We start from the raw sequence: 24,166 nt of genomic DNA, 5'->3' as shown, positions 1-24,166 counted from the left end.
CCCGCTCCTGACGGGGATGCTGGCCGACAGACGGTTTCACGACTTTTGCGGAATATTTTCTTGACCCCCTTGGACAAAAACGCCACAAAAAGGACGGTTGAAAAGAACAATTCGCACTACTGAAATCGGGAATTCGCCTATGCGCACACTGCCAGCCATTGCGGTTGCACGAATTCTGGTCATGATTTTCGCAGGCTGCATGCTGTGCGGAGCCTCGCCGGCCTTGTCTGCCGACCTCATCGACACTGGTGCGCAGCAGGCTGGCAAGGCCATTGATCCGGAAGACGCCCCGGCCATAACCCGCTATGCCGTGCAGCTGGAGGGCGTGGGCCCGGAACTGGCTCAGTTCCTGACTTCCCTGTCCCAGACCGAAACCCAGAAGAACTCGCCCGTGGCCTCCCAGGGCCTGCTGCGCAAGCGCGGCGAGGATGACGCCGAGACCTTCAAAAAGGCCCTCATCGCCCGCGGGCATCTGAACGCCACCGTGGAAGTGACTGTGCTGGCCGAGGCCCAGCCGCCCGTGCTGCGTTTTCAGATCGCGCCGGGGCCGGTGTATATCCTCACCAAGGCCGAGGTGGAGCTGGCCGACCAGCCCGCCAATTTGGCAGGCACGAACGCGACCAGCGCCTTCCCGCCCTTTGCCGAGCTGGGGCTGGCCGTGGGCGGCCCGTTCCAGGCCAAGGCCGTGCTGGATGTGCAGGGCAAGCTGGTCGCGCACCTCAAACGCACCGGCTACCCCTACGCCACGGCGGCCAAACCCCTGGTCATGGCTTCCACCGAGGCCCCCACGGTGCGGGTGGTCTATTCCCTCACCGCCGGACCCAAGGCCACCTTCGGAGCCACCCGCTTTGAGGGGCTGACCACGGTCAAGACCTCCTTTCTGGAGGACGAACCCCTCTGGAAGCCCGGCGACCCGTACAACCACGACCTCCTGCGGGAACTGGAAACCCGTCTGGCCCGGCTGAACCTCTTCGGCGCTGTCGGAGCGCTGCCGGCAGACACGCCCAACGCGGACGGCTCCGTGGACATCATCGTCACCCTGGGCGAGCGCAAACACCGGACCATCAAGGCCGGCGCGGCCTACAAGACCGACGTGGGCCCGAGCATCTCCCTGGGCTGGGAGCACCGCAACCTCATGGGCGCGGGGGAGCGGGTGGCCATCACCCTGGAGGCGGCCTTGCTGGAATCCAAGGCCGTGGTCGAGTTTGACAAACCCAAATTCCTGCGGCCGGATCAGGCCCTGCGCACCTCCCTGGAAGTCAAAACCGAAGACACCTCCGCCTATGAAGCCGACAGCCTGACGGCCAAGGCCATGGTGGAGCGACAGCTGAGTCCGCGCTGGAAGGCCGCGGCCGGGCTGGCCTTTCGCGAGGCTGACGTGCTGCGCGACGAGGCCCGGCCCGAGCAGGACGAACTGAAATATTCGCTGGTTTCCGCGCCCATGACCCTTTCCTTCGATTCGCGGGACTCTGTGCTGGACCCCACCCGCGGCGTGCTGGCGAGCTTTCTGGCCGAGCCGTTCTACAGCGTGGGCGAATCCACCATGAGCAGTGATGCCTTCCTGAAGCTGGAAGGCCAGGCCCGCGGCTTTTTGATGCTGCTGGAAAAACCACGGCTCATCCTGGCCGGCCGGGGCACCCTGGGCGGCTACCTGGGCCTGCCCGGCGAGGAACTGCCCCCGGTGCTGCGCTATTACACCGGCGGCGGCGGTTCCGTGCGCGGCTACAAGTACCAGACTGCCGGGCCCATGCGCGGCGACAATCCCTTGGGGGGCAGTTATCTGACTGAAGTTTCGATGGAAATGCGCCTGCGCATTACCGAGGAGCTCGGGTTTGTGCCCTTTGTCGACGGCGGCAATGTATTTGATTCCTGGGACGACCTGAACGACGGCCTGCTCTGGGCCGGCGGCCTGGGCCTGCGCTATGCCACGCCCATTGGCCCCCTGCGTCTGGATGTGGCCTTCCCCTTTGACCCCCGCAGCAGCGACGATACCTTCCAGGTGTACGTCAGCGTCGGGCAGGCGTTCTGAGCATGGCCATGCGTATCACTCGTCGGCAAATGTTCTGGCTGCTGGGCGGCCTGACCGCCACGCCGGTGGTCTTCGCGCTCCTGGTGCTGCTGGCATTGCAGACCTCGCCCGTGCACCGGCAGCTGGCCTCGCTCCTGGCGACCACCCTGGCCAGCGAGAACGGCACGGCCGAGGTCCGCGGCCTCTCCGGCCGGCTGCCCTTCACCCTGCGGCTGGAGCGTTTTGCCCTGTCCGATGCCAAAGGCCCCTGGCTGGAGATCGACGGGCTCTCCCTGGACTGGAGCCCTCTGGCTCTGTTGCGCAATCGGGTCCGCGTGGCCGCGGTCTCTGCCGAGCGGATTCGTCTGGACCATCTCCCGCCGCCCGAACTCAAAGCCGAGGCATCGGAGGAGCCGCCCTCGCCCCTGTGGCCCCTGCCACGGCTCTCGCTTCCGGAAATCTTCCTGGATTCCCTGCAGGTGGAGCGGCTGGAGTTTGGCGAGACCGTGCTGGGCCAGGCCGCGGCATTTCGCGTCCTTGGCGAGGCCACCAGCGACGGCGATCGTGTGACCGCCCGGCTGGATATTCCGCGCATCGACGGCCATAATTCCACCCTGAACCTGCAGGCCACGGCAGACCTCGCCGCCTGGACCCTGGGGCTGGACGCCCGCCTGCAGGAGGCGCCGGGCGGACTGGTGGCCTCCCTGGTCAGCCTTCCCGGCCACATGGCCCTGGGCGGAGCCCTGACTGGCGAAGGGCCGTTACAGGACTGGCGCGGCGTCCTGGCCGCCTCGGCTGATCAGGAAACGCTCCTGGAAGGCGAGGTCCGTCTGGCCGTCCCCGAGCGTCAGGATCAAGACGCCCGGGCCAATCTGACCCTGACCGTGCTTCCCCTGGAACATCTCCTGCCTGCCGATGCCCCGGCACAGGCCCGAGCGGCCATCCGCACCCTGGGCAAGGCCGTGCAGCTGACGGCATCTGTGGAGGCGGCCTCGGACCTGAGCCGCATCAGGATCCATGAATTGTTCCTGGACGCCGGCCCCGTGACCCTGCGCAGCGATGGCAATCTGACCAGCGATTCCCTGGCCCTGGACACCACCGTGGCCGCGCGTGACCTCGCCCCCCTGGGGCTGGTGGCCGGGCAGGTGCTGGCCGGGGAGTTCTACGCCGCCGTGCAGCTTTCGGGCACGCCAACCAGACCGGTGCTGACCCTCTACAGCCAGCTGAAGCAGGCCTCCGCGCCGGGCCTGGAAGTGGAGGCCCTGAATATCAATACGCAGCTGGCCCCCCTGGCCCCGCTGGACAGCCCCTTCACCGGCGTGCTGGCCGTGGGGTATTGCAACGCCACGGGCCTGCGTCTTGAAGGAGTGCCCGCGAACATCGGCCCGGATCTTGATGCGGAATGGCAGGTGGAGGCCGACCCTGGCGGCGGCATGCAGGTGCGCACGTTCGCCGTGCGCGACGGGACCACCGTGCTCTCGGCCTCGGGCCCCATCAACCCGGCCGGCAGGATGGATCTGGCCCTGGGGCTGGAGGGCCTGAGCCTGCGCGAACGCCTGCCCGAACTGCCCCTGGCCGGCAATGTCGTGCTCAGCGCCAGGGCCACGGGGGATCTGGCCCGGCAGGATATCGCCCTCAACGCGACCCTTGGCCTGCAGGCCCTGGCTGCCCGGGGGCCTGATCTGGAGCCTGCAGCCAGGCTCCTGGGCGCATCGCCCACCCTGACCCTGGCCGCCAGGATGCGGAATCAGACCATCGACCTGGATTCCCTGGCCTTCGCCGGCACGGGTATCGGGCTGGAGGCTGCCGGCGGCGTGGATCTGGCCGCCGGCACGCTCAACGCCGGGATGCGGATGCACGTGCCGGATCTTGCGCCCCTGGAGCCCTGGGCCCCCTGGGCCGGGCAGCCCCTGCGCGGGGAATGTGTGCTCGACCTCAACGCCACCGGCGCCCTGGCCGCGCCCACAGCCTCCCTGGCCCTGGAAGCCCGCCACCTTTCCGCGCCGGCCATGGCCCTGAAAAAGGTCGTGCTGCGTGCAGACATGCAGGGCGGGGACCCGCAGTTCGCCGCGCCGGCGGGCTCGGTTTCCCTGGCCCTGTCCGGCGAGCAGGGTGATTTCGCCCTGGCCACGCGGTATCGTCTGACTGGTCAGGCCCTGCAGCTGCAGGATCTGGCCCTGCGCGGGCCCGGTGCCTCCCTGGCCGGTTCCCTGGATGTGGACCTGGCCAACACCCTGGTTAACGGCTCCCTCAAGGGCGGCGTCACGGACCTTGCGCCCCTGGGCAAGACCCTGGGGCAGTCCCTGGCGGGCAATCTCCAGCTTTCAACGAACCTGTCCGCCGCACACGGCCGGCAGGATGTGGAACTGACGCTTGATTCCAGCAGGCTGCAGGCTGCGGATCTTTCCCTGGGCCGGCTCAGGCTGGCCGGCTCCCTCAGGAATGTGCTCCAGGCGCCCCAGGGCTCGCTCTCCCTGCAGGTCTCGGCACTGCAGGCCGGCGGGGCCAGGGTGGGCTCGGCCACGGTCACGGCCAGGGGGGATGGCGGGAAGATCGCCTTCACCGTGGCGGCCAAGGATGGTGACGTGGGCGGCGCGGCCGTCTCGGCTGATCTGGCCGGGGACGTGACCCTGCTGCAGGGCAGCCAGTCCGGCCTGGACCTGACCCTTTCTCGTCTGAATGCGGCCTATGCCGGCCTGCCGGCCAAACTCCTGGCGCCGCTCAAGGTCAGCCAGCGCGGCGAGTCCCTGGAGGTCAAGGGCCTTTCCCTGCAGGCCGGCCCGACCCGACTGACGGCCTCCCTGGTCAAATCCCCCGACAAACTGAATGGCGAAGTCGCCGTGGCCGCCCTGGATCTGGCCCGTCTGGCCGAGTTGCCGGGCCTGAACGAGGCCGAAGGGTTCAAGGGGCTTCGCGGACAGGTACAGGCCAAGGTCGGCCTTGCCGGCTCGCCGGGCAATCCCAAGGTGACCCTGGCCGCCACCGGCACGGGCCTGCGCATGGCCGGTGACCCCTTGCTGGCCGAGCTGCCGGCCCTGGGCCTGGATGTGGACGCCACCGCGGTGCGCGACGGCCTCAAGGCCACCCTCCGCATCACCGGACTGGAAGGAAGCGGCAAGGGCAGCGGCCAGCCTGTGACGCTCACGGCCAGCCTGCCGGCCACCTTCACCCTTGAGCCGTTTGCCTTCTCGCCCAAGGATGGTGCCATGAACGCCGCACTCACGGGCGGGGTGAATCTGGCCCGCTTCTCCACCATGCTGGAGCATTTTGATGCGCGCTGCAGGGGCCTGCTCACCCTGGATCTGGCCGTGTCCGGCTCACCGGCCAACCCGCAGGTACGCGGCGGGATCAAACTCGAACAAGGCTTTGTGGAGGCCCTGGGCACGGGCACAGTGCTCGACCCCGTGACCATGGATGTCCGCGGCAGTAATACGGCCATTACCTTGACATCTTTGGATATCCGCGACCGTTCCGGCGGCCGGCTGCTGGCCACGGGCTCCTTGCGGCTGGATGGCGACATGCCCTTTGAGGGCAAATTCGCCTTCAAGGACTTCACCCCGGCGCGGCACAAGCTGGGTACGGGCAAGGTCAGCGGCGACGTGGCCGTGGGTGGCCGGCTGAGCGGCGCAGGCAAGGGCGGCAAGGCCGCCGGCGTGCTGACCATCAAGCCAGCCACCGTGACTCTGCCCACGCGCCTGCCCCCGGACGTGGCCCCGGTGGATCAGTTGGACATCGTGCACGGCAACGCCTCGGTCGCCCAGGTGCAGAAGGCCCGCCGGACCAAAAACGCCGGTTCGGCCTGGCCCATGGAACTGGATATCCGCATCCTTATCCCCAATTCCCTGCGTATTCACGGGCTTGGCCTGGAATCGCAGTGGAACGGCGACCTGACCATCGCCGGCCAGGCGGCACAACCCATGCTTACGGGCGTGGTGGCCGTCTCGCGTGGGGGGGTGGATTTTCTGGGCAAGCGTTTCACCCTGTCCAAGGGCGAGGTGGGCTTTGGCGGGGACTGGCCGCCGGATCCGCTGGTGTCTGTGGAAGCCACCACCGACGCCGGCGATGTGACGGGTATCCTCAAGCTGCAAGGCCATGCGGACACCCTGGACCTGACCCTGAGTTCGGACCCGGTCCTGCCGCGGGAAGAGGTGCTCTCGCGCATCCTTTTTGGCCGCGAGATGCAGAATCTCTCGGCCCTGCAGGCCCTGCAGCTGGCCAAGGCCGGCCGCATGCTGCTGACCAGTTCCGGCACCTGGGACATGCTGGGCAGCAACGACGAGCTGCTGCCCGGACTGACGTTTGGCAAGGGAAGCAAGGACAGCGGGGACGGCGAGGGCGGCGAACCCTCGGCCGCCAGCAAATTCCTGGACCGGGCCTGGAACTCCATGCGTCTGGATGTGCGCCAGCCCGTGGGCGAGCAGAGCAATGAGATTGCCGTGGAGGTGGACATCACCAACGACCTGATGCTCCACGGCACCGTGGACGATCGTGGCCAGGAGGGCGTGGGCCTGCAGTGGAAGCACGACTACTGAGGCCTGCAGGGCCTTGGTTTCCGCCATCCGGCCGGCAAAATGCTGATTGCGCCGCCGCGGAATCTGGTCTATCCTGTAAGATGTCGGAAGGCATCCCTTCCTCGTGCGCACCTTATTCCTTCACCATGCAGACCAACTCATGAAAAAACGCCTGTTTGCGATTCTCGGCGTCGTCCTGGCCGTGCTCCTGGGCGGCGGGTATTTTGCCGCGCAGATCGCCGCCGACCGGCTGGTGGATCAGAAGCTGCAGGATGTGCTGCGCCGCGCCGGCGACACGGCCCGCGTCCAGTACCGCGACCTGCACGTCAATTTGCTGCGCCAGTCCGTGACCCTGGCTGATGTGGCCATTCAGCTCAAGGACGGCCGCCACGCCACCATCGGCTCTCTGGTGGTCAGGAATGTGGACCGCAAACACACCAAGCCGCCGCATTACCTGACCCTGGAAATGCAGGACCTGACCATCCCCGTGGATGCCAGGAATTTTCAGGAGAATCTGCCAGCAGCCCAGGAACTGGGGCTGCCGGCCATTGTGGTGGACATGGCCGTGGACTACCGCTACGAGCCCGAGGCCAACCGGTTGACTGTATCGGAATTTGATGTGGACATTGCCGAGGGCGGCTCCTTCCGCATGGCCTTTGCCCTGGAGAATTTTTCCGTGGAAGGGCTGAAGCAGCAGCGCTTTGACGAGTTGACGTTGAAGTCTTTGTCTGTGGAATACAAGGACAAGACCATCCTGCGCGGCGTGCTCCTGGCCGCCGGCGAGGAGGAAAAGGAGCTGCTGCGCTATGTGGAGGACTGGCTGCAGGAAGAAGTGGCCCTGGCCAGCCAGAAGCAGGATGCGGCAGCGGTCTCGTCCTTGCAAGCTCTCCTGCGCTACCTGCAGAACCCGGCCGGTTTTTCCATGGACGTGACCCTCAAGCAGCCGCTGACCATGGCCAAGATCAATCCCATCAAGAAGATTTCCGAGTTGCTCGGGCTCTTCACCTTCAACATCCGCTAGCATCAGGGAGCACCAGGCCCGGCATGCACTTCACGCTCTTTTTGCCCGTTGCGCTGCTTCTGGCCGTGCTGACGAGCGCTGTGCCCCCGCGGGAGGCGCGCGCCCAGCAGGCCGGACCGCCTGCGGCCTTGCAGACACCGTCCCCGGCCCTTCCGCAAGCGTCTCCGGCCCAGGCCCACCAGCAGGCCATGGATCTGAGCCGGCAGACTCGCCTGCCCGAGTTCGACAAGGTCATGAACTACCAGCCTGCCCTGGTGACCATGGTCTACGCCCGCGACGGCGAGCTCATGGGCATGTTCGGCAGGGAAAAACGTTTCCTGGCGCCCCTTTCCCAGATTCCACAGCACGTGGTCAACGCCTTCCTGGCGGCAGAGGATTCGTCCTTTTACGAGCATGAGGGCATTGACCTGCAGGCCATCTTCCGGGCCTTCAGCAAGAACGTCGCCGCCGGGGGGATCGTCCAGGGGGCGTCCACCATCACTCAGCAGGTGGTCAAGCGGCTGCTGCTTACCTCGCAAAAAAGCTACATCCGCAAGGCCAAGGAGGCCATTCTCTCCTACCGCCTGGAGCGCCGGCTGAGCAAGAATGAAATCCTCAGTATCTATCTGAATGACATCTTCCTGGGCGCCGGGGCGTATGGCGTGGAAGCTGCGGCGCGCGTGTACTTCAGCAAGCACGTCACCGACCTGACCCTGGCCGAAGGCGCGCTCCTGGCCGGCCTGCCCAAAGCCCCCACCACCTACAATCCCTACCATGATCCCAAGGTGGCCAAGGAGCGGCAGCAGTATGTCCTGGGCCGCATGCTGGAGCTGGCCTGGATCTCCCAGGCCGACTACGACGCCGCCCTGGCCGCGCCCCTGGACTACAAGTCCATGGAAGACCCTACCTTTGGCCGCGGCGCGTATTACCTGGAAGAGGTTCGCCGCAAGCTCATTGCCGACCTGACTCCCGAAACCGTGAAGGGCCTGGGCTTCGATACCAACGCCACCGGCGAGGAGGCGCTCTATACCCTGGGGTTGCAGGTCTTCACCAGCATGGACATGCAGCACCAGACGGCCGCCGAGGATGCCCTGCGCAGGGGCCTGGAAAGCGCCACCCGCCGCGCCGGCTGGAAAGGCCCCATCAAAAACCTCGCCCAGGACCAGTACAAGGAATTTCTGGCCGGCGACGGCGCCCTGCCCGCAGGGCGCATCCCCCAGGGGCATGTCCAGGCCCTGATCACCCGCGTCTCGCCCGAGGGCGCAGAAGTGCAGCTGGGCGCCAAGAAGGGATTCATCCCCGCGGCGTCCACCACCTGGGTGCGCAAGAACCGGCCCCTTGTGGCCGGGGATGTAGTCTGGGTCAGCCTGGATGCGCCGGAGCAGTTCATTGATCCCACCGTGCCCCGCGTGGCCTGCACCCTGCAGCCCAATGTGAAGATCCAGGGCGCGCTGGTGTCCATTGAACCCAAGCAGGGCGATGTGGTGGCCCTGGTGGGCGGGTATGACTTTCACGAAAGCTCCTTCAACCGGGCCACCCAGGCCCAGCGCCAGCCCGGTTCCAGCTTCAAGCCCATCGTCTACTCCGCCGCCATGGACAACGGCTTCACGCCGGCCACGGTGCTGTACGACCGGCCCATCTCCATCTGGGACGCCGGCTCCAAAAAACTCTGGGAACCCAAGAATTATTCCAATAAATTCTATGGTCCCACGCTGCTGACCACCGGTCTGGCCCTTTCGCGCAATCTGGTGACCATCCAGGTGGCTGACCGCATCGGCATGGACAAGGTCGTGGCCCGGGCCCGGGACCTGGGCCTGGGAGAGTTCCCGGCCTATCTCTCCGTGGCGCTGGGCTCGCAGGTGGTCACGCCCCTCAATCTCGTCCAGGCCTACACCGCCTTTGCCAACAACGGCACCCTCTCCACGCCGCGGCTCGTGACCTCCCTGGCCGACAACCAGGGCAAGCAGCTCAAGGTGTATGAACCCCAGGGCCACCAGGCCATCTCCCCCCAAAACGCCTTTATCATGGCCAGCATGCTCAAGCATGTGGTGCTGCGCGGCACGGCCACCAAGGCCCGCGTGCTCAACCGTCCCCTGGCCGGCAAGACCGGCACCACCAACGAAGAGCGCGACGCCTGGTTCATGGGCTTCGCGCCCTATCTGGTGAGCGGGGTGTACGTGGGCTATGACGACTTTTCGCCCATGGGCAAGCAGGAAACCGGCGCGGCCGCGGCCCTGCCCATCTGGATCGACTATCGCAAGCAGGTGGAAGAGGACTATCCCGTCCAGGACTTTCCTGTGCCCGAAGGCATCGTCACCCGCACGGTGTATGATGTTGGCGAGCACTCAGGCCGCACGTACGATCTGGCCTTCATTGCCGGGCAGGAGCACGGCGGCGCCAGCTACGACGCCGAAACCGCCATGTACTATGACGAGCTCTACGGCCGCGAGAACGGCTACGATGACACGACCCCCGGTGCCCCTGGAGCCCAGAGCCCGCGCCGTGAAGAGGAACTGCTGAAGCAGATCTTTTAACAGCCCGTTGAAAACAGGGCTGTGCGCACCAGCGCGTCGCATACCCTGCCAGGAAGCGAGAGGAGGATCCAGGAAAAACGAATCCTTCTCTGCCGCTCCCCCTTCCCCAAAGGTGCTTCTGGGCCGCAGGTGTTCCTCCCCTGCGGCCCATCTCTTTTTCGAACTATTCCGCCGCCGCCGGCTGCCCGCCAAGCACCTGAAACTCCACCCGCCGGTTCTGGCGGCGGCCTTCTTCCGTCTCGTTGGAAGCCAGGGGTGAGGATTCACCAAAAGCGCGTACTTCCAGTTGTTCCGGTGCAAGCTGATAATGGGTGAGCAGGTATTGGCGCACGCTCTCGGCCCGTTCGCGGGCGATGCGCAGGTTGGCTTCTTCGGGGCCAACGTCATCGGTGTGGCCGGCCAGGATGCAGCGCAAATGCGGCGAGGCGGAAAGCATCCGCCCCAGGGAATCCATGGCCTTGAGAGCCTCGTTGCCGCCGGGCGCCCCAGCCTGCCCGCCAGCCTGGACATTGGCTTGCACATCGGTTTGCAAGGTCTCGAAGCAGATGGCCTTGAACGCCGGCGAGCCAGGCGAAGCGGAGGCCCCAGTCGCTGCTGTTCCAGTTACGGCTGGCACGGATGCGGCGGGGGTACGGGGCGTGGCGGTGGCTGGCAGATCAAGAAACTCCACCGCCAGCTGATCGCGAGGCACGCCGTAGAGCCTGGCCAGATAGGCCTGGATGGTTTCCGCGCGGGCCTGGACAGGATCCTGGCCTTGGGGCTTGCCCAGGCGTTGCGCGGGCGCCCCGGCCCGGGAGGCCTCGTCGCCGTGTCTGGCCGTAACTCGGGCCTGGACGTCGGGATGCTTGCGCAGATACCGGCCGATGGCCTCCAGGGACTTGCGCGATTGCGGGGTGAGCACATCGCCGTTGGCGGAGAACTTCAGGGCCAGCATGCTGCCGGGCAGGTCATCGCCGGCATAGGCGTGCCAGGAGCCGGTCAGGACGAGTTCCGCCCGGCGGTTGCGGGCCTGCCCCTGGGGCGCGGCATTGGAGACCAGCGGCTGGAACGCGCCGTGTCCCTCGGCCACGATGCGGCCGGCGGGGACACGGTAGGTGCCTTCCAGTACCTCCCGGATGGCCTGGGCCCGTGCTTGGGACAGGGCCAGATTGCTTTCGTCAGTGCCACGGTTGTCAGTATGGGCATCCACCCGCAGGCGGGCGTCCGGGTTGCTGCGCAGCAGTTCGGCAATGGCCGCCAGACGCTCTTCGCCCGCGGCAGGCAGGGTGGTTTCGTTGTCACCGTACTGGAAGGTAAGTTTGATGAACACCGGCACGGTGCAGCCCTGGCTGTCCACGGCCAGGCCCTTGGGGGTGTTGGGGCAACGGTCCATGGTGTCGGCGATGCCGTCGAGATCGGCATCCTTGATGGGGGCCAGACTGGAGGCGAGCAGAGGGCTGGACGCCGCCGCGCCCGCGGAACCTGCTGTCCCGGCAGCAACATTATTGCGTTGCTGTCGCAAGGCGTGGTGCCGCTGCATGGCGCCACAGGCGCTCAGCGCCAGCACTCCCAGCAAGATTCCCGCAATGGGCAGCCAGCGTATCGCATGAGTCCGCCACCGTCCGCCTTCGCCCGAAACCCCCAAGCCTTGGTACACCCGGCCAAGCATGGTCCCACCTCCCTTGCTTGCGTCTTGCCTCCCCAACCCGCCCGGTATCGAAGGCCCGGACGGATGCCGCAGGACAGCGTTTTCTACTCACCATACCTTGGGCGTTGGTGCAAGGGCCTGGGAAAAAAATGACGGCTCCTCAAACAGCATTGGAGGGGAAATAGAGTATGATTCCAAGGGAAAATGAAGCTGAAGAAAAATTAAGCCGGACTGAAGGTGTTCAGGGGGCTGCCGGGGTGTTTTTCGCCGGGCGCACGGCGCAAAGCAGGCCGCGCAGCTGGTAGGAGCCGAAGGCCGGATCGTAGGGCGGGGCATCGCTGGTCAGGCAGTTGGCGTTGCTTTCGAAGACGCCGCGGTCCGGTTCGGTGCGCTCGGGGAACCACCAGCCGTGGTCCACGCTGACCACGTCCGAACGGATATCAGGCGTGACTTTGGCCTTGAACCGGGCAGTACCCCGCGGGGAGCAGACCTCGATCCAGTCCCCGTCGGCGATGCCTTCGCGGGAGGCGATCTCGGGATGCAGTTCGGCCTGCGGATGCGGCCGCCGGCCCCGCAGCAGCGGGGACTGACGCTGCTCGCTGCAGAAAAACTCCCGCCGGCGCGCGCCGGTGATGAGCCGGTAGGGGAACCCGGCGGCCAGATCGGGCCGGGAAGCCGGGCTCTCCGGCGGTTCGGCGGGGAAGGGCAGAGGGTCATAGCCCAGGCGGGCCAGGGTCTGGCAGGAAAATTCCACCTTGCGCGAGCGGGTGCGGAACCCTTTTTCCTTATATTTCTCATAGAGGAAGGGCGGCCGCAGGGCGAATTGCCGGGCCAGGGCCTCAAAACTGAGGCCGGTTGGCGCAAGTTGCTGGTCAAAGAGGCATTCCAACTCCTCTTCCGCGCCAGGAAGATCCAGGCGACGGGCCAGATCGATGAGAATCTGCTCCACCTGCCGGCAGTCCGGGATCTGCAATGCCCGGCGCTGGGCAAAGACGGCATTGCCGGCCACAAACGGCAGCTCCACCAGCTGGTCGATTTCCGGCCACATGGCCCCGGGCAGGATGATGTCGGCCAGGGCGGCGGAGGGGGTCATGAACAGTTCCACCGAAATGATCGTGTCCAGCCCGAGCATGGCCTGGCGCAGACGGCGTGGATTGGCGATGGTGGTCAGGGGGTTGGTGCCAATCATGAGCATGCCGCGCACAGGGTAGGGCTCTCCCGTTTCCATGGCCGAGACCACGGCCGGGATGTGGGCCGAGGGCATGAAGGCATGAAAGCCACCCAACAGTCTGAACTGCTTGGCTCCCAGGCGTTTGTCCAGCGCGCCTTCGGGGAGATCCTGCTTGCGGACGGGGTAGGGTTTGATAAGCCGCAGGCCCAGGATGTCCGCGCCGGGGGTATCCAGATTGCCTGTCAGCCCGCGCAGGCAGGCGATGGCCCGGACGGTCTGCAGGGTGTGCGGGGTCTGCTCCAGGGCCACGCCCCAGTCGAGGATGCCGGGTTTGGCCGTGGCGTAGCGGTGGGCTGCAGCGCGGATGTCCGCCGCGGGCACGCCGCAGGTCCGCTCGGCCCAGGCCAGGGTGCAGGGAGCCACGCGTTCGCGCAGGGCGTCGAAGCCCTGGGTCCACTGGGCCACGAAGTCAGCGTCGTAGATGTTTGCCTCGATGATCTCCCGGCACATGGCCAGGGCCAGGGCGGCGTCGGTGCCAGGGTGGATGGGCAGCCAGAGCTGGCAGCGCCGGGCCGTCTCCGAACGGCGCGGATCCACGGCAATCCCGTACGCTCCTTGGGCAAGGGCCCGCTCCACGGGGAAGGAAAGTTCCCCATCCGGCCCGGATACCAACGGATTGTGCCCCCAGAAGAGGATGGTCCGGGGCGGGATGTCCCCATAATAGTCCCCGGTGACAAAGCCGCCATAGGTCAGGTTGGACACGGTGATGCGCGGAATGAAGCAGTTGGCCAGGCCCGGTTCGAACCAGTTGGGTGTGCCGAAGCTGTTGGCAAAGCGCATGACGTGCAAATAGTAGTATCGGCCCGTGCCCTGGGCCACAGCCAGGGCCTCGGGGCCGTGCGCGGCGCGCAAAGCCGTCAGACGGGCGGCGGTTTCGTCCAGGGCCTCGTCCCAGGAGATGGGTTCGTACACCCCGGAGCCGCGCGGTCCGATACGGCGCAGGGGGCTGCGCAAGCGGTCCGGGTGATGCACCAGCTCCGGCGTGGCCACGCCCTTGATGCACATGCGGCCGCAGTTGAAGGGCGAGTCCTTGCGCGGCGTGACGCGCAGCAGACGTCCGCCCTGCACGTGCAGGGTCACGGCGCAGCCGCCGTGGCAGTTGCGGCAGATGCCGGGATGCTGGGTGATGGGCATGCGGACTCCTTGCGCTGGCGTGGCCAGGAATCATGCCATGGGAACGAAAAAACAGGAAGCCGGGTCAGGCGCGTTTTTCGGGAGATGCCAGAGGCAGGGGGTTGATGCACATCAAAGACCTGCTGCCGTTCAGGGTGTATGCTCCCTCCATGCAGACCATCATCCCTCTTCTCGCGTCCCTGGCCCTGGTGTTGTTTGCGGCGCATGCGCTCAGAATGGGTGAGATCGGCCTGACGCTGGCGCTGCTTGCGTGCCTTGTTCCGGCCTGGAGCCGGCGGGCCTGGGCGCGATGGGTGCTCACGGCGGTGCTGGGCTGGAGCGCCGTGGTCCAGGCGCAGACGGGGACGCAGCTTGTGGCCCTGCGCCTGCATATGGGCGGGCCGTGGGAGCGGCTGGCGGCCATCATGGCCGGGGTGACATTTGTGTCGATCCTGGCGGTGGCGCTGCTGCACAGCCCGGCCGGACGCCGGCGGTACGCGCAGGGGCAGGGGGCGGCGTTCCTGCATGCCGGGGCAGCCTTGCTGACGGCCGTGCTGCTGGCCATCGCCAGGGCCAAGGCACCGTTCCCGGTTCTGCTGGTGGATCGGTTTTTCCCTGGCTGGGGCTGGGCGCAGCTCGCGGCCATGGCCGGCTATGCCGGGTGGCTGGCCGGGGTGCTGGCTGATCCGGCACGGCACAAGGCCGCGCGGCCCTGGCTCTGGGCGGGCTTTTCAGCGGTGTTTTTCGGGCAGTTGCTCCTGGGGCTGGCCGGCTGGACCACATTTTTGATGACCGGCGCGCTGCACCTGCCCGTGCCGGCACTGATTCTGGGCGGCCCGCTCTTCAGGGGCGAGGGGCTGTTCATGCTCATGCTTTTTCTGGCCACGGTGGCCTTGGTGGGGCCGGCCTGGTGCAGCCATCTGTGTTATGTTGGCGCCTGGGACGATCTGGCCACGCGCCGGCAACGCGCCCCGCGGGGCAACGCCGGCCGCTGGATCTGGCTGGGCCGGAGTCTGGCCCTGGCCCTCACGGTGGGTGGGGCGCTGGGCTTGCGGGCCTTGGGCGTGCCAGGGGGAAGGGCCATCTGGGCGGCGGCCGGGTTTGGGTTGTTCGGGGTGGGGATCATGCTGGCGGTGTCCTCCCGGCTGGGAAGCATGGTACACTGCACGGCGGTCTGCCCCATGGGGCTGGTGGGCAATCTGCTGGGCCGCCTGACCCCCTGGCGCGTGCGCATGACGGCGGACTGCACCCGCTGCGGCCGATGCGCCCGGCATTGCCGGTACGGCGCGCTCACCCCCCTGGATATTGCCCAGGGCCGGCCCGGGCTTTCCTGCACGCTGTGCGGGGATTGCGTTGCCGGTTGCCGGCATGAGGCCATGGAATACCGGTATGCTGGCCTGTCCGGCGCCTGGGTGAGGCGGCTGTTTCTGGTGCTGGTGGTGGGGCTGCACGCAACGTTTCTGGCGGTGGCCAGAATATGATTCCATCAACTGTTGACGGGTCAAGTAGGGAAAGATAACGTATTCTGCAGAGCCTATGCAGGGTATTGCCTTTATTGCAGTCTGAGGGGGATTGCCTGGGGCAGCGCTTGACGTGTTCATTGCAGGGGGAGGGCACACGGATATGGCGAGGGCGAATATCGGCCTGGGCAAGCAGCTTGCTGCTATGCTGGTATTGCCTGTGCTGACCGGGGTGATCCAGTCGTTGGTATGGGACCAGCTGCGCCCTTTCGCCTGGCTGTTGTTCTATCCATCCGTGTTGATCAGCGCCCGCATAGGCGGGCTCTGGGGCGGGCTGGGAGCCACAGCCACCTCGATTTTGCTGTGCCTCTATTACTTTGTGCCGGAGGAAGGATCCTTCCGGCTGGAGAACCTGTCCAGCCTGTATTCCGCCTTGCTGTTTGCCGCCATGGGGTGTGTGCTTTCCAGCTTTCAGGATCGGCTGGACAAGGCCCGGCAGGCCCAGGCTCTGGCGCTGGAGGAGAGCCGCAAAGCCAACGAAGTCATTTCCCGGCTCTATGAACAGTCCAAAGAGCTGGATTCCCTCAAGACGCATTTCTTCGCCACCGTGAGCCATGAGCTGCGCACGCCGCTCACGCTCATCCTGGGGCCGGTCCGGGCCTGTCTGGCCTCGAACGCGCTGGACCCCGCCACACGGCGGGCGCTCAGGCTGGTGGAGCGCAACGCCCGGCTGTTGCAGCGGCATGTCACCGATCTGCTGGACGTCTCCAAGCTGGAAGCCATGGAGATGTCCTTGCGGTATTCACAGCAGGATCTGGCCGAGATGATCCGGCTGCTGGCCGCGCATTTCGAATCGTACGCCGAGGGGCGGCAGCTCGTCTTTTCCGTGCATTCTCCGGAATATCTGCCAGCGCAGGTGGATGCGGAGAAAGTGGAGCGCATCCTGCTGAATCTGCTGTCCAACGCCTTCAAATTCACTCCCGAAGGCGGGACGGTGGCGCTCCGTCTGGAGCAGGAAGAGGCCATGGTCGTGATCACGGTGCAGGACAACGGCCCCGGCGTGCCCGAGACTCTGCGCGAGGCCGTGTTTGAGCCATTCCGGCAGCATTTGGATCCGGCGGACCGCCGGCAGGGCGGCACGGGGTTGGGCCTGGCCATTGTCAGGGAATTTGCCAGATTGCATGGCGGCGATGTCCGGTTGCTGGAACCGGCGGGTGGCGGGGCGCTGTTCCGGGTGACGCTCCCGCTGGCCGCCCCTCCGGGAACGCCCTGTGCAGCGCCCTCTTCCGCGCACCCCCAGGATCTTGACTGCTGGTTGCCAAACACCCCGTCGGAGTTGGCGCCCGCGCCGGCTATCGGCCAGGCCAGGGCAGTGCCGCCGGCGGATGCGCCCCTGGCCCTGGTGGTGGAAGACAACCGGGACATGAACGCTTTTCTCGTCTCGGCCCTGGAAGGACGCTGCCGGGTGGCCTCGGCCCTGGACGGCGAGCAGGGGCTGGCCATGGCGCTGGAGCTCCGGCCGGACTTCATCATTTCCGACCTGATGATGCCAGGCCTGGCTGGCGACGAAATGGTCCGGCGCCTGCGCCAGCATCAGGACACGGCCAACGTGCCCGTGCTCATGCTGACCGCCCGAGGGGACGACTCCCTGCGCGAACGCCTGCTGCGCGAGGGGGTGCGCGACATTCTGACCAAGCCCTTCTCCATGGGCGAACTCCTGGCCCGCGTGGAGGCGGTGATTGAAGAGGTGTTCAAGGCCCGTGAGGCCCAGGCGCGCATGATGGAGATTGTGACCACCACGGATGACGCCATCGTGGGCGCCACGCAGGAGGGAATCGTCACCTCCTGGAACCCTGGCGCGGAGCGGATGTTTGGCTACACGGCCGAGGAAATGCTCGGCCAATCCATCAATCGGCTCATCCCGCCGGATATCCAGGAAGCCGACAGGGAGGTGGTGGCGCGCCTGAGCCGGGGAGAGCGGATCCGCCATTACGAAACCGTGCGCCAGACCAAAACCGGCGAACGTATCGACATTCTGGCGTCCTTCACACCCTTGCGGGACAGCCGGGGGCAGGTGGTGGGTCGTTCGGCCATTGTCACGGACATCACCGAGCGCAAACGGGCCGAGGCCGCCCTGCACGAGCAGGAAAACGTGCTGCGGCTGTTCCGGCAGCATGCGCCGGCGGCCATTGCCCTGTTTGATACGCAGATGCGCTATCTGGCCGTGAGCGACCGGTGGCTGGCGGATTACGGCCTGGGTGATACTCCCATCATCGGCAAAAGCCATTACGAAATCTTTCCCGAGATGCCGGCCCGCTGGAAGGAGGTGCACCGCCGCGCCATGGCCGGCGAGGTGATCCGCTCCAATGAGGATGCGTTCGAGCGCCAGGGGGGCCGTACGCAGTGGCTGCGCTGGGAAGTGCGTCCCTGGTACAAAACCGCCGCCGAGGTGGGTGGGGTGGTCATCTTCAGCGAGGACATTACGGCCATCAAGCGCACCGAGCGGACCTTGCGCCGGCAGGAAAACATGCTGGCAGAGATGGGCCGCATGGCCAGGCTGGGCGGGTGGGAGTTCGACCCGGCCACCGGCCAGGGCTTCTGGACCGAGGAAGTGGCCCACATCCACGATCTGGACCCGGCCCTTGCTCCAAACATGGAACTGGGCTTGTCCTGCTATCAGGGGGAGCACCTGGCGCGCATCAATAACGCAATACGCGAGGCGGTCAGCCATGGCAGAACGTATGACCTGGAACTGGAGCTCCATTCGGACAAAGGGGCCCGCAAATGGGTGCGGACCATCGGCGCACCGGTATTCGAGGATGGGCGGTGCATCCTGGTGCGCGGGGCCATGCAGGACATCACCGACCGCAAGCTTGCGGAGTTGGAGCTGCGGCATGCCAAGGAAGCTGCAGAGGCGGCGAACCTGGCCAAAAGTCAGTTTCTGGCCAACATGAGTCATGAGATTCGCACCCCGCTCAATGGCGTCATGGGCATGCTGCAGCTGCTGGCCACCACCTCGCTGACGCAGGAGCAGCGGCAGTACCAGAGCGCCGCACTCAAGGCCGCCCGGCGGCTGCTGCGGTTGCTGGCCGATCTGCTGGACCTCTCGCGCATTGAGGCCGGCAAGGAGCAGCTGACGGTAACGGAATTCAGCGTGGTCAACATGCAGGAGGCCCTGCAGGATTTGTTTGGTCCCGCAGCCAGGGAGAAATCCATCCACTTCGAATGCACCTTTGACCCACGCATCCCCGCGGTGCTGCTGGGGGATGAGCCGCATTTGATGCAGATCCTCATCAATCTGGTGGGCAATGCCATGAAGTTTACGGACCAGGGCTGGGTCCGGCTGGATGTCTCCCTCCTGCCCTACGCCAGGGAGGAACGACTCCGGCTTCTGTTCATGGTGCGGGATACGGGCATTGGCATCAGCGATGCGCAGTTCAAGGTGATTTTCGAGCCCTTTGTGCAGGGGGAGGGCTCATACTCGCGCAGATTCCAGGGGGCGGGGCTGGGCTTGTCCATTGCGCGCAAGCTGGTGCGCCTGCTGGGGGGGGAGCTGGCCCTGGAAAGCGAGAAGGGCGTGGGCACCACGGCCTATTTGAGCGTGCCGCTGATTGCGGTCACGCCACTGGACACACCACTGGACACACCACTGGACACACCACTGGACACACCACTGGACACACCTGGAGCCACGCCGCAGGAAACCATGCTGCCAGCAGCCGCACTATCCCCTGCCGGGCCATTGCGGCTGGGGCGGCAGGGGGCGGGGCGGCTGCGCTTTCTGCTGGTGGAGGACGACGAGGTGAACCGCATGGCCACCAGGATGATGCTGGAGCGCATGGGGTACGAGGTGATGGAAGTGCCCGATGGCGCGCAGGCCGTGCGCATGGTGGAGGCGCACGAGTTCGACGTGGTGCTCATGGACATCCAGATGCCGGTGATGAATGGCCTGGCGGCCACCAAAGCCATCCGCCAGCATCCGGGGCTGGGCGAAAAAACCCGTATTCCGATCATCGCCATGACCGCATACGCCATGTTGGGAGACCGGGAGCGGTTCCTGGACGCGGGGATGGACGACTACATCGCCAAGCCCGTGGATTGGGAGCTTTTTGCGGAGGTGTTGCAACGGGTCCGTTCCCGCAGGCCGTCGTAACCTCCGGGTGCGTTCCAGGGGGGATCAGGCGTCTTCGGAGTTCATGCGGGCGCGGAATGCATCAAGCAGTTCGCAGTCCACTCCCCGGCAACCGTTCTCCGGCGCGCCTTCGCGCAGGCGCTCGAAAATTTCCAGCACTTCCTGGAAATGCTCCACAAACAGATCCACCAGGGCCGGGTCAAAGTGGGAACCGCGTTCCTTGCGGATGGCGGCTGCTGCCTCGGTCACGCTCCAGGCTGCTTTGTAGGGGCGGTTCGAGGTGAGCGCGTCGAACACGTCCACCAGGCCCACGATGCGCCCGGCCAGGGGGATGGACTCGCCGGCCAGTCCCTGCGGGTAGCCCGTACCGTCCCAGCGTTCATGGTGGGTCAGGGCAATGGTGGGCGACAGGTTCAGCAACGGGGAGTTGCTGCTGGCCAGAATGTCCGCGCCGATGCGGGAGTGGGTTTGCATGATTTTCCACTCTGCTGCATCAAGTTTGCCCGGTTTGAGGAGGATGGCGTCCGGGATGCCGATCTTGCCGATGTCATGCATGGTGGCGGCCAGGCCCATGTCCTCGGCTTCCTTGGGCGAGCAGCCGCTTTTGCGCGCCAGCAGGGACGTGAACTCCCGGATGCGCCGGATGTGCTGGCCCGTGTCGTTATCCCGGTATTCCGCGGCCATGCCCAGACGGAGCAGGGTATCGCGGTAGTTGTGCTCCAGCTCCCTGGTGCGTTCCCGCACGCGGTGCTCCAGCTCGGAATTCTGCCGGGAAAGCGCGCGGCGGGCCAGCAGCAGGGAGAGGTGGTTGCGTACCCGCGCCTTGACCTCGGCTGCGTGAAACGGCTTGGTGATATAATCCACCGCGCCGAACTGAAAGCCGCGGGTCTTCATGTCCGGATCATCCATGGCCGTGAGGAAGATCACCGGGATATCGCTGGTGGCTGTATCGGCCTTGAGCTGCTGGCAGACGGTGAAGCCGTCCATCTCCGGCATCATCACGTCCAGCAGGATGAGGTCAGGGGTGAGCTTTTTGGCAATGTTCAGAGCGCTTGGCCCGTTGAGGGCCACGGAGAGCGTGTATTCTCCCATGAGCGCAGCCACAAGCAGGTCGATGTTGGTCTTGGTGTCGTCCACCAACAGCAGTCTGCATTGGGAAAGATCTTCCATGGCCGTGTTGTCCTGCGGTTAATCCGGCGTGGCGTGCTGAAGTTGCGACACAGGGCGCAACTCCTGCAGCAGGCCGGTTGCGAGCTGTCGGGCTGCGTCAAAATCATAGGCAGCAACATGCCTGCCAAGCGCCTGCAGACGTGAGCGGAGCCCGGTTTCCAGCTCCAGATGGGGCATGCGCTCCATGGCTGCGGCGGCGCGGATGGGATCGAAGGCCAGGGTTGCCTCCACCAGGGCCTCCAGGGCCTGGCACATGCGTCCGGCGTCTTCCAGGGAACAGAGTGTCGTGCGCGGGCACTCGGATGGCGCTGGGGGCTGGACTGGCGCGGCCGGGCTGGCGCCGTGGCGGGCGTGCAGGATGGTGAAGGATTCCCTGGCAACGTCGAAAGCCTGCAGCACGTCCTCCACCGGCCCGGCCAGCGCGAGGTCCGCCTGCACGGGACTGGCCGGCGGTTTTTCTTCCGCGCTGTGCTCCAGGGTTTTTGCGGCCTTGGCCAGGGAGGTGAGGCCCAGGCTGCCGGTCGCGCCTGCCAGGGAGTGTCCGATGTCGGCCATGGCACTGCGTGAGGCGGTGTCTGTCATCTCCCGCAGGGTGGCGGGCAGGGTGGCATTATCCGCAAAGAAATTCTGCAGCATGCGCAACCAGTCCTGCAAGCCGCACTGCAGACGCTCCAGCGCGTCCTGGCACTGAATACCGGGCAGATCCGGCAGCGCCGGGCCATCGTCAGACAATGTGGGGGCCACCTGGCTGGCTGTGCCAACTGCTGGTGGCGGCAGTGCCTCTCCAGCGCCGGCAGGGCTGGTCCGGCGGGCGTCCGGCATTCCCCGGTCCGGCGGGGAACTGCCAGGCGGGAGATTTCCCGGCCAGGCGGCAGCCGTGTCATCCGATGGCAGCCAACGGTGCAGCACATCGGCCAGTCTGGCCTGATCGATAGGTTTGGTGACGTAGTCATCCATCCCGGCGGCCAGGCATTTTTCCCGGTCTCCCTGCATGGCGTGGGCGGTCATGGCGATGATGGGCAGGGGGGCTCCGGCCAGATACTCCCGGATGGCCGTGGTGGCACTGTAGCCGTCCATGACGGGCATCTGCACATCCATGAGCACGGCGTCATAGTGGTAGGCCTGCACCCTTTGCACAGCCTCCAGCCCATTGGCCGCCACGTCCACCCGCGCGCCAAGCCGTTCCAGCATCTCCACGGCCACCTGCTGGTTGGTGGGGTTGTCCTCTGCCAGCAGCACCACCCGGCCAGGAAGCGGTGGCGCGAAGGGCTGGGATGGCGTGCGGGAGGGGTACAGCTCGGCATCGCCAAAAAAGGAGAGCAGGGTTTCGTAGAGAGAGGACTGCTTGACCGGCTTGAACAGAAAGCCGTTCACCCCGGCTTCGCGAGCCTGCCGGACCTCCCGGTCCCGGCCAAAGGCGCTGACCATGACCACTGGGATATCGCGCAGGCCCGGGATGGTCCGCAGGCGATGGATGGTCTCGATGCCATCCATGCCGGGCAGTTTCCAGTCCACGATGATGGCCCCGAAGTGGTCAGGAGGGCGGTCCTGCCCGGCAGGGCGCAGGCGCTCCAGGGCCTCTTCGCCGCTGCCCACGGTGACGGACTGCATGCCCAGGTGCGAAAGCATGCGCTCGACCATCAGCGCGCTGTGGGGGTTGTCTTCCACCAGCAGCACGCGCATGCCCTGCATGGACTGGGGCAGATGCCAGGCGTTCAACACTTCCTGCTGGCTCAGGGGCAGGGTGAGATCAAAGGCAAACGTCGCCCCCTGGCCGGGCGAGGTCTGCACCCGGATATCCTCCCCGCCCAGGAGCTGCACCAGCTTGCGGCAGATGGCCAGCCCCAGGCCTGTGCCACCGTATTTGCGCTGGGTGGAGCCGTCCGCCTGGGTAAAGGCCTCAAAGAGACTGCCCACCTTGGCGGGGTCGATGCCAATGCCGGTGTCCGACACCATGAAGGTCAGCTGGGCCTTGTTGCCCAACAGGGGTTGCGAGCGCACGGTGAGGCGCACTTCGCCCTTCTGGGTGAACTTGAAGGCGTTGGAAAGCAGATTGGTCAGGACCTGCCTGAGGCGCAAGGCATCTCCCACCAGCATGGCCGGGGTGGCCAGCGGCACATCAATGACGAATTCCACATTGGAATGCGCCACGCGGTCACGGAACAGGTCCGCCAGGTCATCCAGCAGGCCGCGCAAGTGGAAGGGCGCCTGCTCAATGGTCAGCATCCCTGCCTCGATCTTGGAAAAGTCGAGGATGTCGTTCAGAAGCCCCAGCAGGGACTGGGCTGAGGAGCGCAGGGAGTGCACATACTCCCGCTGGCGGGAGGTAAGCCCGGTGCCGGTGAGCAGATCGCTCATGCCGATGATGGCGTTCATGGGGGTGCGGATTTCGTGGCTCATGTTGGCCAGGAACTCGCGCTTGGCGCTGTCGGCCTGCTCCAGGGCAGCCACACTGGCCTGCAGGCGGGTGTTGGCGTCCGTCAGGGCCACAGTGCGTTGGGCCACCTGCTCCTCAAGTTGCCGGGCGTGGGTTTGCAGTGTGATATCCCTGGCCTCGATTTCCGAGAGCATGGCATTGACGCTCATGGACAGGCAGCCGATTTCATCCAGCCGGCGCACAGGGGCGCGGCGGGAGTAGTCCCGGTCGGCGCGGATGGCGCCCGTCAGCGCGGTGAGGCGGGCCACGGGGTCGAGCACGATGCGCTTGAGCAGCAGCACATACATGACCATCATGACGATGGCAGAAAAGATGATGCCCCCCGCATTCTCCAGCAACTGGCGCTGGACTTTTTTCTGCACGAAGGACGGGGTGAAGCGGATTTCCACCGAACCCAGCGGACGGCCCAGGGCGTTCAGATCCCGCGTGACCACGAGATTGTTTCCAGGGGAGGGAATGGCCTCCAGGGGCATGGGCTCCCAGGTATCGGAACGGCCCAGGGCGGCGAACACGCTCTGGGTGAGGCCATCGCGCACGATGATGGTGACGATGCTGGGATCGTGCATTTCAGCGCGCATGATGGCCAGGACGGTGTTCTGCTCCAGGTTCCACACCGGCGTGCCCAGGCTCAGGGCCAGACGCTCAATGGCCGCATCCGCATTGGCGGCCAGCTCCCGTTCAAATTCGTGCTGCAGCCGAAAGTGCCCGTAGCCAAAGACCATGGCCAGGAAAAGACTTAGCAGCACAGCAGAAATCCACAACAGTTTGAAGGCCATGGACCCGTAAAAGACGGGGGTGGCCTGCAAGGGGGGGGCTTGGGTCGGAGAGGGCGTGCTGGAAGGGGTGGCCATGGCTGGTGCGGATCGCTCGCTGGTGTTACAAAGTCTGGCCAACTGGGCGCCTGCCGTCGGGAGCAACTGCAGCAGCGGGGCGCATCGCCGAC

Annotated in this window: 10 protein-coding genes; 6 read left to right on the top strand and 4 right to left on the bottom strand. The window is 65.9% G+C overall.

What is annotated here, in order from left to right:
* Window positions 1–139 precede the first annotated feature (139 nt).
* From ACYQ00_RS05135 to ACYQ00_RS05120, 4 genes are all read left to right on the top strand, one after another.
* Complete coding sequence (locus tag ACYQ00_RS05135) at window positions 140–2,029, top strand: autotransporter assembly complex protein TamA (RefSeq protein WP_460031090.1); 1,890 nt, start codon at window positions 140–142, stop codon at window positions 2,027–2,029.
* Window positions 2,030–2,031: 2 nt separating this feature from the next.
* A complete protein-coding gene (locus ACYQ00_RS05130; protein ID WP_460031089.1) occupies window positions 2,032–6,540 on the top strand; it encodes a translocation/assembly module TamB domain-containing protein in 4,509 nt (1,502 codons plus the stop codon).
* 139 nt (window positions 6,541–6,679) lie between these two features.
* Window positions 6,680–7,540 (top strand): hypothetical protein, encoded by an 861-nt coding sequence (locus tag ACYQ00_RS05125; RefSeq protein ID WP_460031088.1) that lies wholly within the window; start codon window positions 6,680–6,682, stop codon window positions 7,538–7,540.
* Between the two features lie 23 nt (window positions 7,541–7,563).
* On the top strand, window positions 7,564–10,053 hold the full coding sequence (locus tag ACYQ00_RS05120; RefSeq protein WP_460031087.1) for a penicillin-binding protein 1A: 2,490 nt from the start codon (window positions 7,564–7,566) through the stop codon (window positions 10,051–10,053).
* Window positions 10,054–10,216: 163 nt separating this feature from the next.
* Here the strand turns inward: ACYQ00_RS05120 and ACYQ00_RS05115 are convergent, their stop codons facing one another.
* Together ACYQ00_RS05115 and ACYQ00_RS05110 are read right to left on the bottom strand one after the other, a co-directional pair.
* A complete protein-coding gene (locus tag ACYQ00_RS05115; RefSeq protein WP_460031086.1) occupies window positions 10,217–11,701 on the bottom strand; it encodes an OmpA family protein in 1,485 nt (494 codons plus the stop codon).
* A 220-nt stretch (window positions 11,702–11,921) separates the two neighbouring features.
* Window positions 11,922–14,045 carry a molybdopterin-containing oxidoreductase family protein gene (locus ACYQ00_RS05110; RefSeq protein ID WP_460031085.1) on the bottom strand — a complete coding sequence of 708 codons (2,124 nt, stop codon included), beginning with the start codon at window positions 14,043–14,045 and terminating at the stop codon, window positions 11,922–11,924.
* A gap of 104 nt (window positions 14,046–14,149) precedes the next feature.
* Between ACYQ00_RS05110 and ACYQ00_RS05105 the strand changes: the two genes are divergently transcribed.
* Window positions 14,150–15,505 carry a 4Fe-4S binding protein gene (locus ACYQ00_RS05105; protein WP_460031084.1) on the top strand — a complete coding sequence of 452 codons (1,356 nt, stop codon included), beginning with the start codon at window positions 14,150–14,152 and terminating at the stop codon, window positions 15,503–15,505.
* A 184-nt stretch (window positions 15,506–15,689) separates the two neighbouring features.
* Window positions 15,690–19,637 (top strand): ATP-binding protein, encoded by a 3,948-nt coding sequence (locus ACYQ00_RS05100; RefSeq protein ID WP_460031083.1) that lies wholly within the window; start codon window positions 15,690–15,692, stop codon window positions 19,635–19,637.
* A gap of 24 nt (window positions 19,638–19,661) precedes the next feature.
* On the opposite strand, the gene ACYQ00_RS05095 is transcribed toward ACYQ00_RS05100, so the two are convergent.
* Window positions 19,662–20,786 (bottom strand): response regulator, encoded by a 1,125-nt coding sequence (locus tag ACYQ00_RS05095; protein WP_460031082.1) that lies wholly within the window; start codon window positions 20,784–20,786, stop codon window positions 19,662–19,664.
* Window positions 20,787–20,804: 18 nt separating this feature from the next.
* A complete protein-coding gene (locus ACYQ00_RS05090; RefSeq protein WP_460031081.1) occupies window positions 20,805–24,116 on the bottom strand; it encodes a response regulator in 3,312 nt (1,103 codons plus the stop codon).
* Between the last annotated feature and the right edge of the window lie 50 nt (window positions 24,117–24,166).

The organism is Megalodesulfovibrio paquesii (assembly GCF_054653055.1).
The sequence above is the reverse complement of the archived record's forward strand: the minus strand, read 5'-3'. Positions and strand labels throughout refer to the sequence as shown.

Excerpts from the sequence above, each read along its gene's own strand:
- ACYQ00_RS05125 (WP_460031088.1), top strand. The coding sequence starts at position 6,680 with ATGAAAAAACGCCTGTTTGCGATTCTCGGCGTCGTCCTGGCCGTGCTC.
- ACYQ00_RS05110 (WP_460031085.1), bottom strand. The coding sequence starts at position 14,045 with ATGCCCATCACCCAGCATCCCGGCATCTGCCGCAACTGCCACGGCGGC.
- ACYQ00_RS05120 (WP_460031087.1), top strand. The coding sequence starts at position 7,564 with ATGCACTTCACGCTCTTTTTGCCCGTTGCGCTGCTTCTGGCCGTGCTG.
- ACYQ00_RS05115 (WP_460031086.1), bottom strand. The coding sequence starts at position 11,701 with ATGCTTGGCCGGGTGTACCAAGGCTTGGGGGTTTCGGGCGAAGGCGGA.
- ACYQ00_RS05095 (WP_460031082.1), bottom strand. The coding sequence starts at position 20,786 with ATGGAAGATCTTTCCCAATGCAGACTGCTGTTGGTGGACGACACCAAG.
- ACYQ00_RS05130 (WP_460031089.1), top strand. The coding sequence starts at position 2,032 with ATGGCCATGCGTATCACTCGTCGGCAAATGTTCTGGCTGCTGGGCGGC.
- ACYQ00_RS05105 (WP_460031084.1), top strand. The coding sequence starts at position 14,150 with ATGCACATCAAAGACCTGCTGCCGTTCAGGGTGTATGCTCCCTCCATG.
- ACYQ00_RS05100 (WP_460031083.1), top strand. The coding sequence starts at position 15,690 with ATGCTGGTATTGCCTGTGCTGACCGGGGTGATCCAGTCGTTGGTATGG.
- ACYQ00_RS05135 (WP_460031090.1), top strand. The coding sequence starts at position 140 with ATGCGCACACTGCCAGCCATTGCGGTTGCACGAATTCTGGTCATGATT.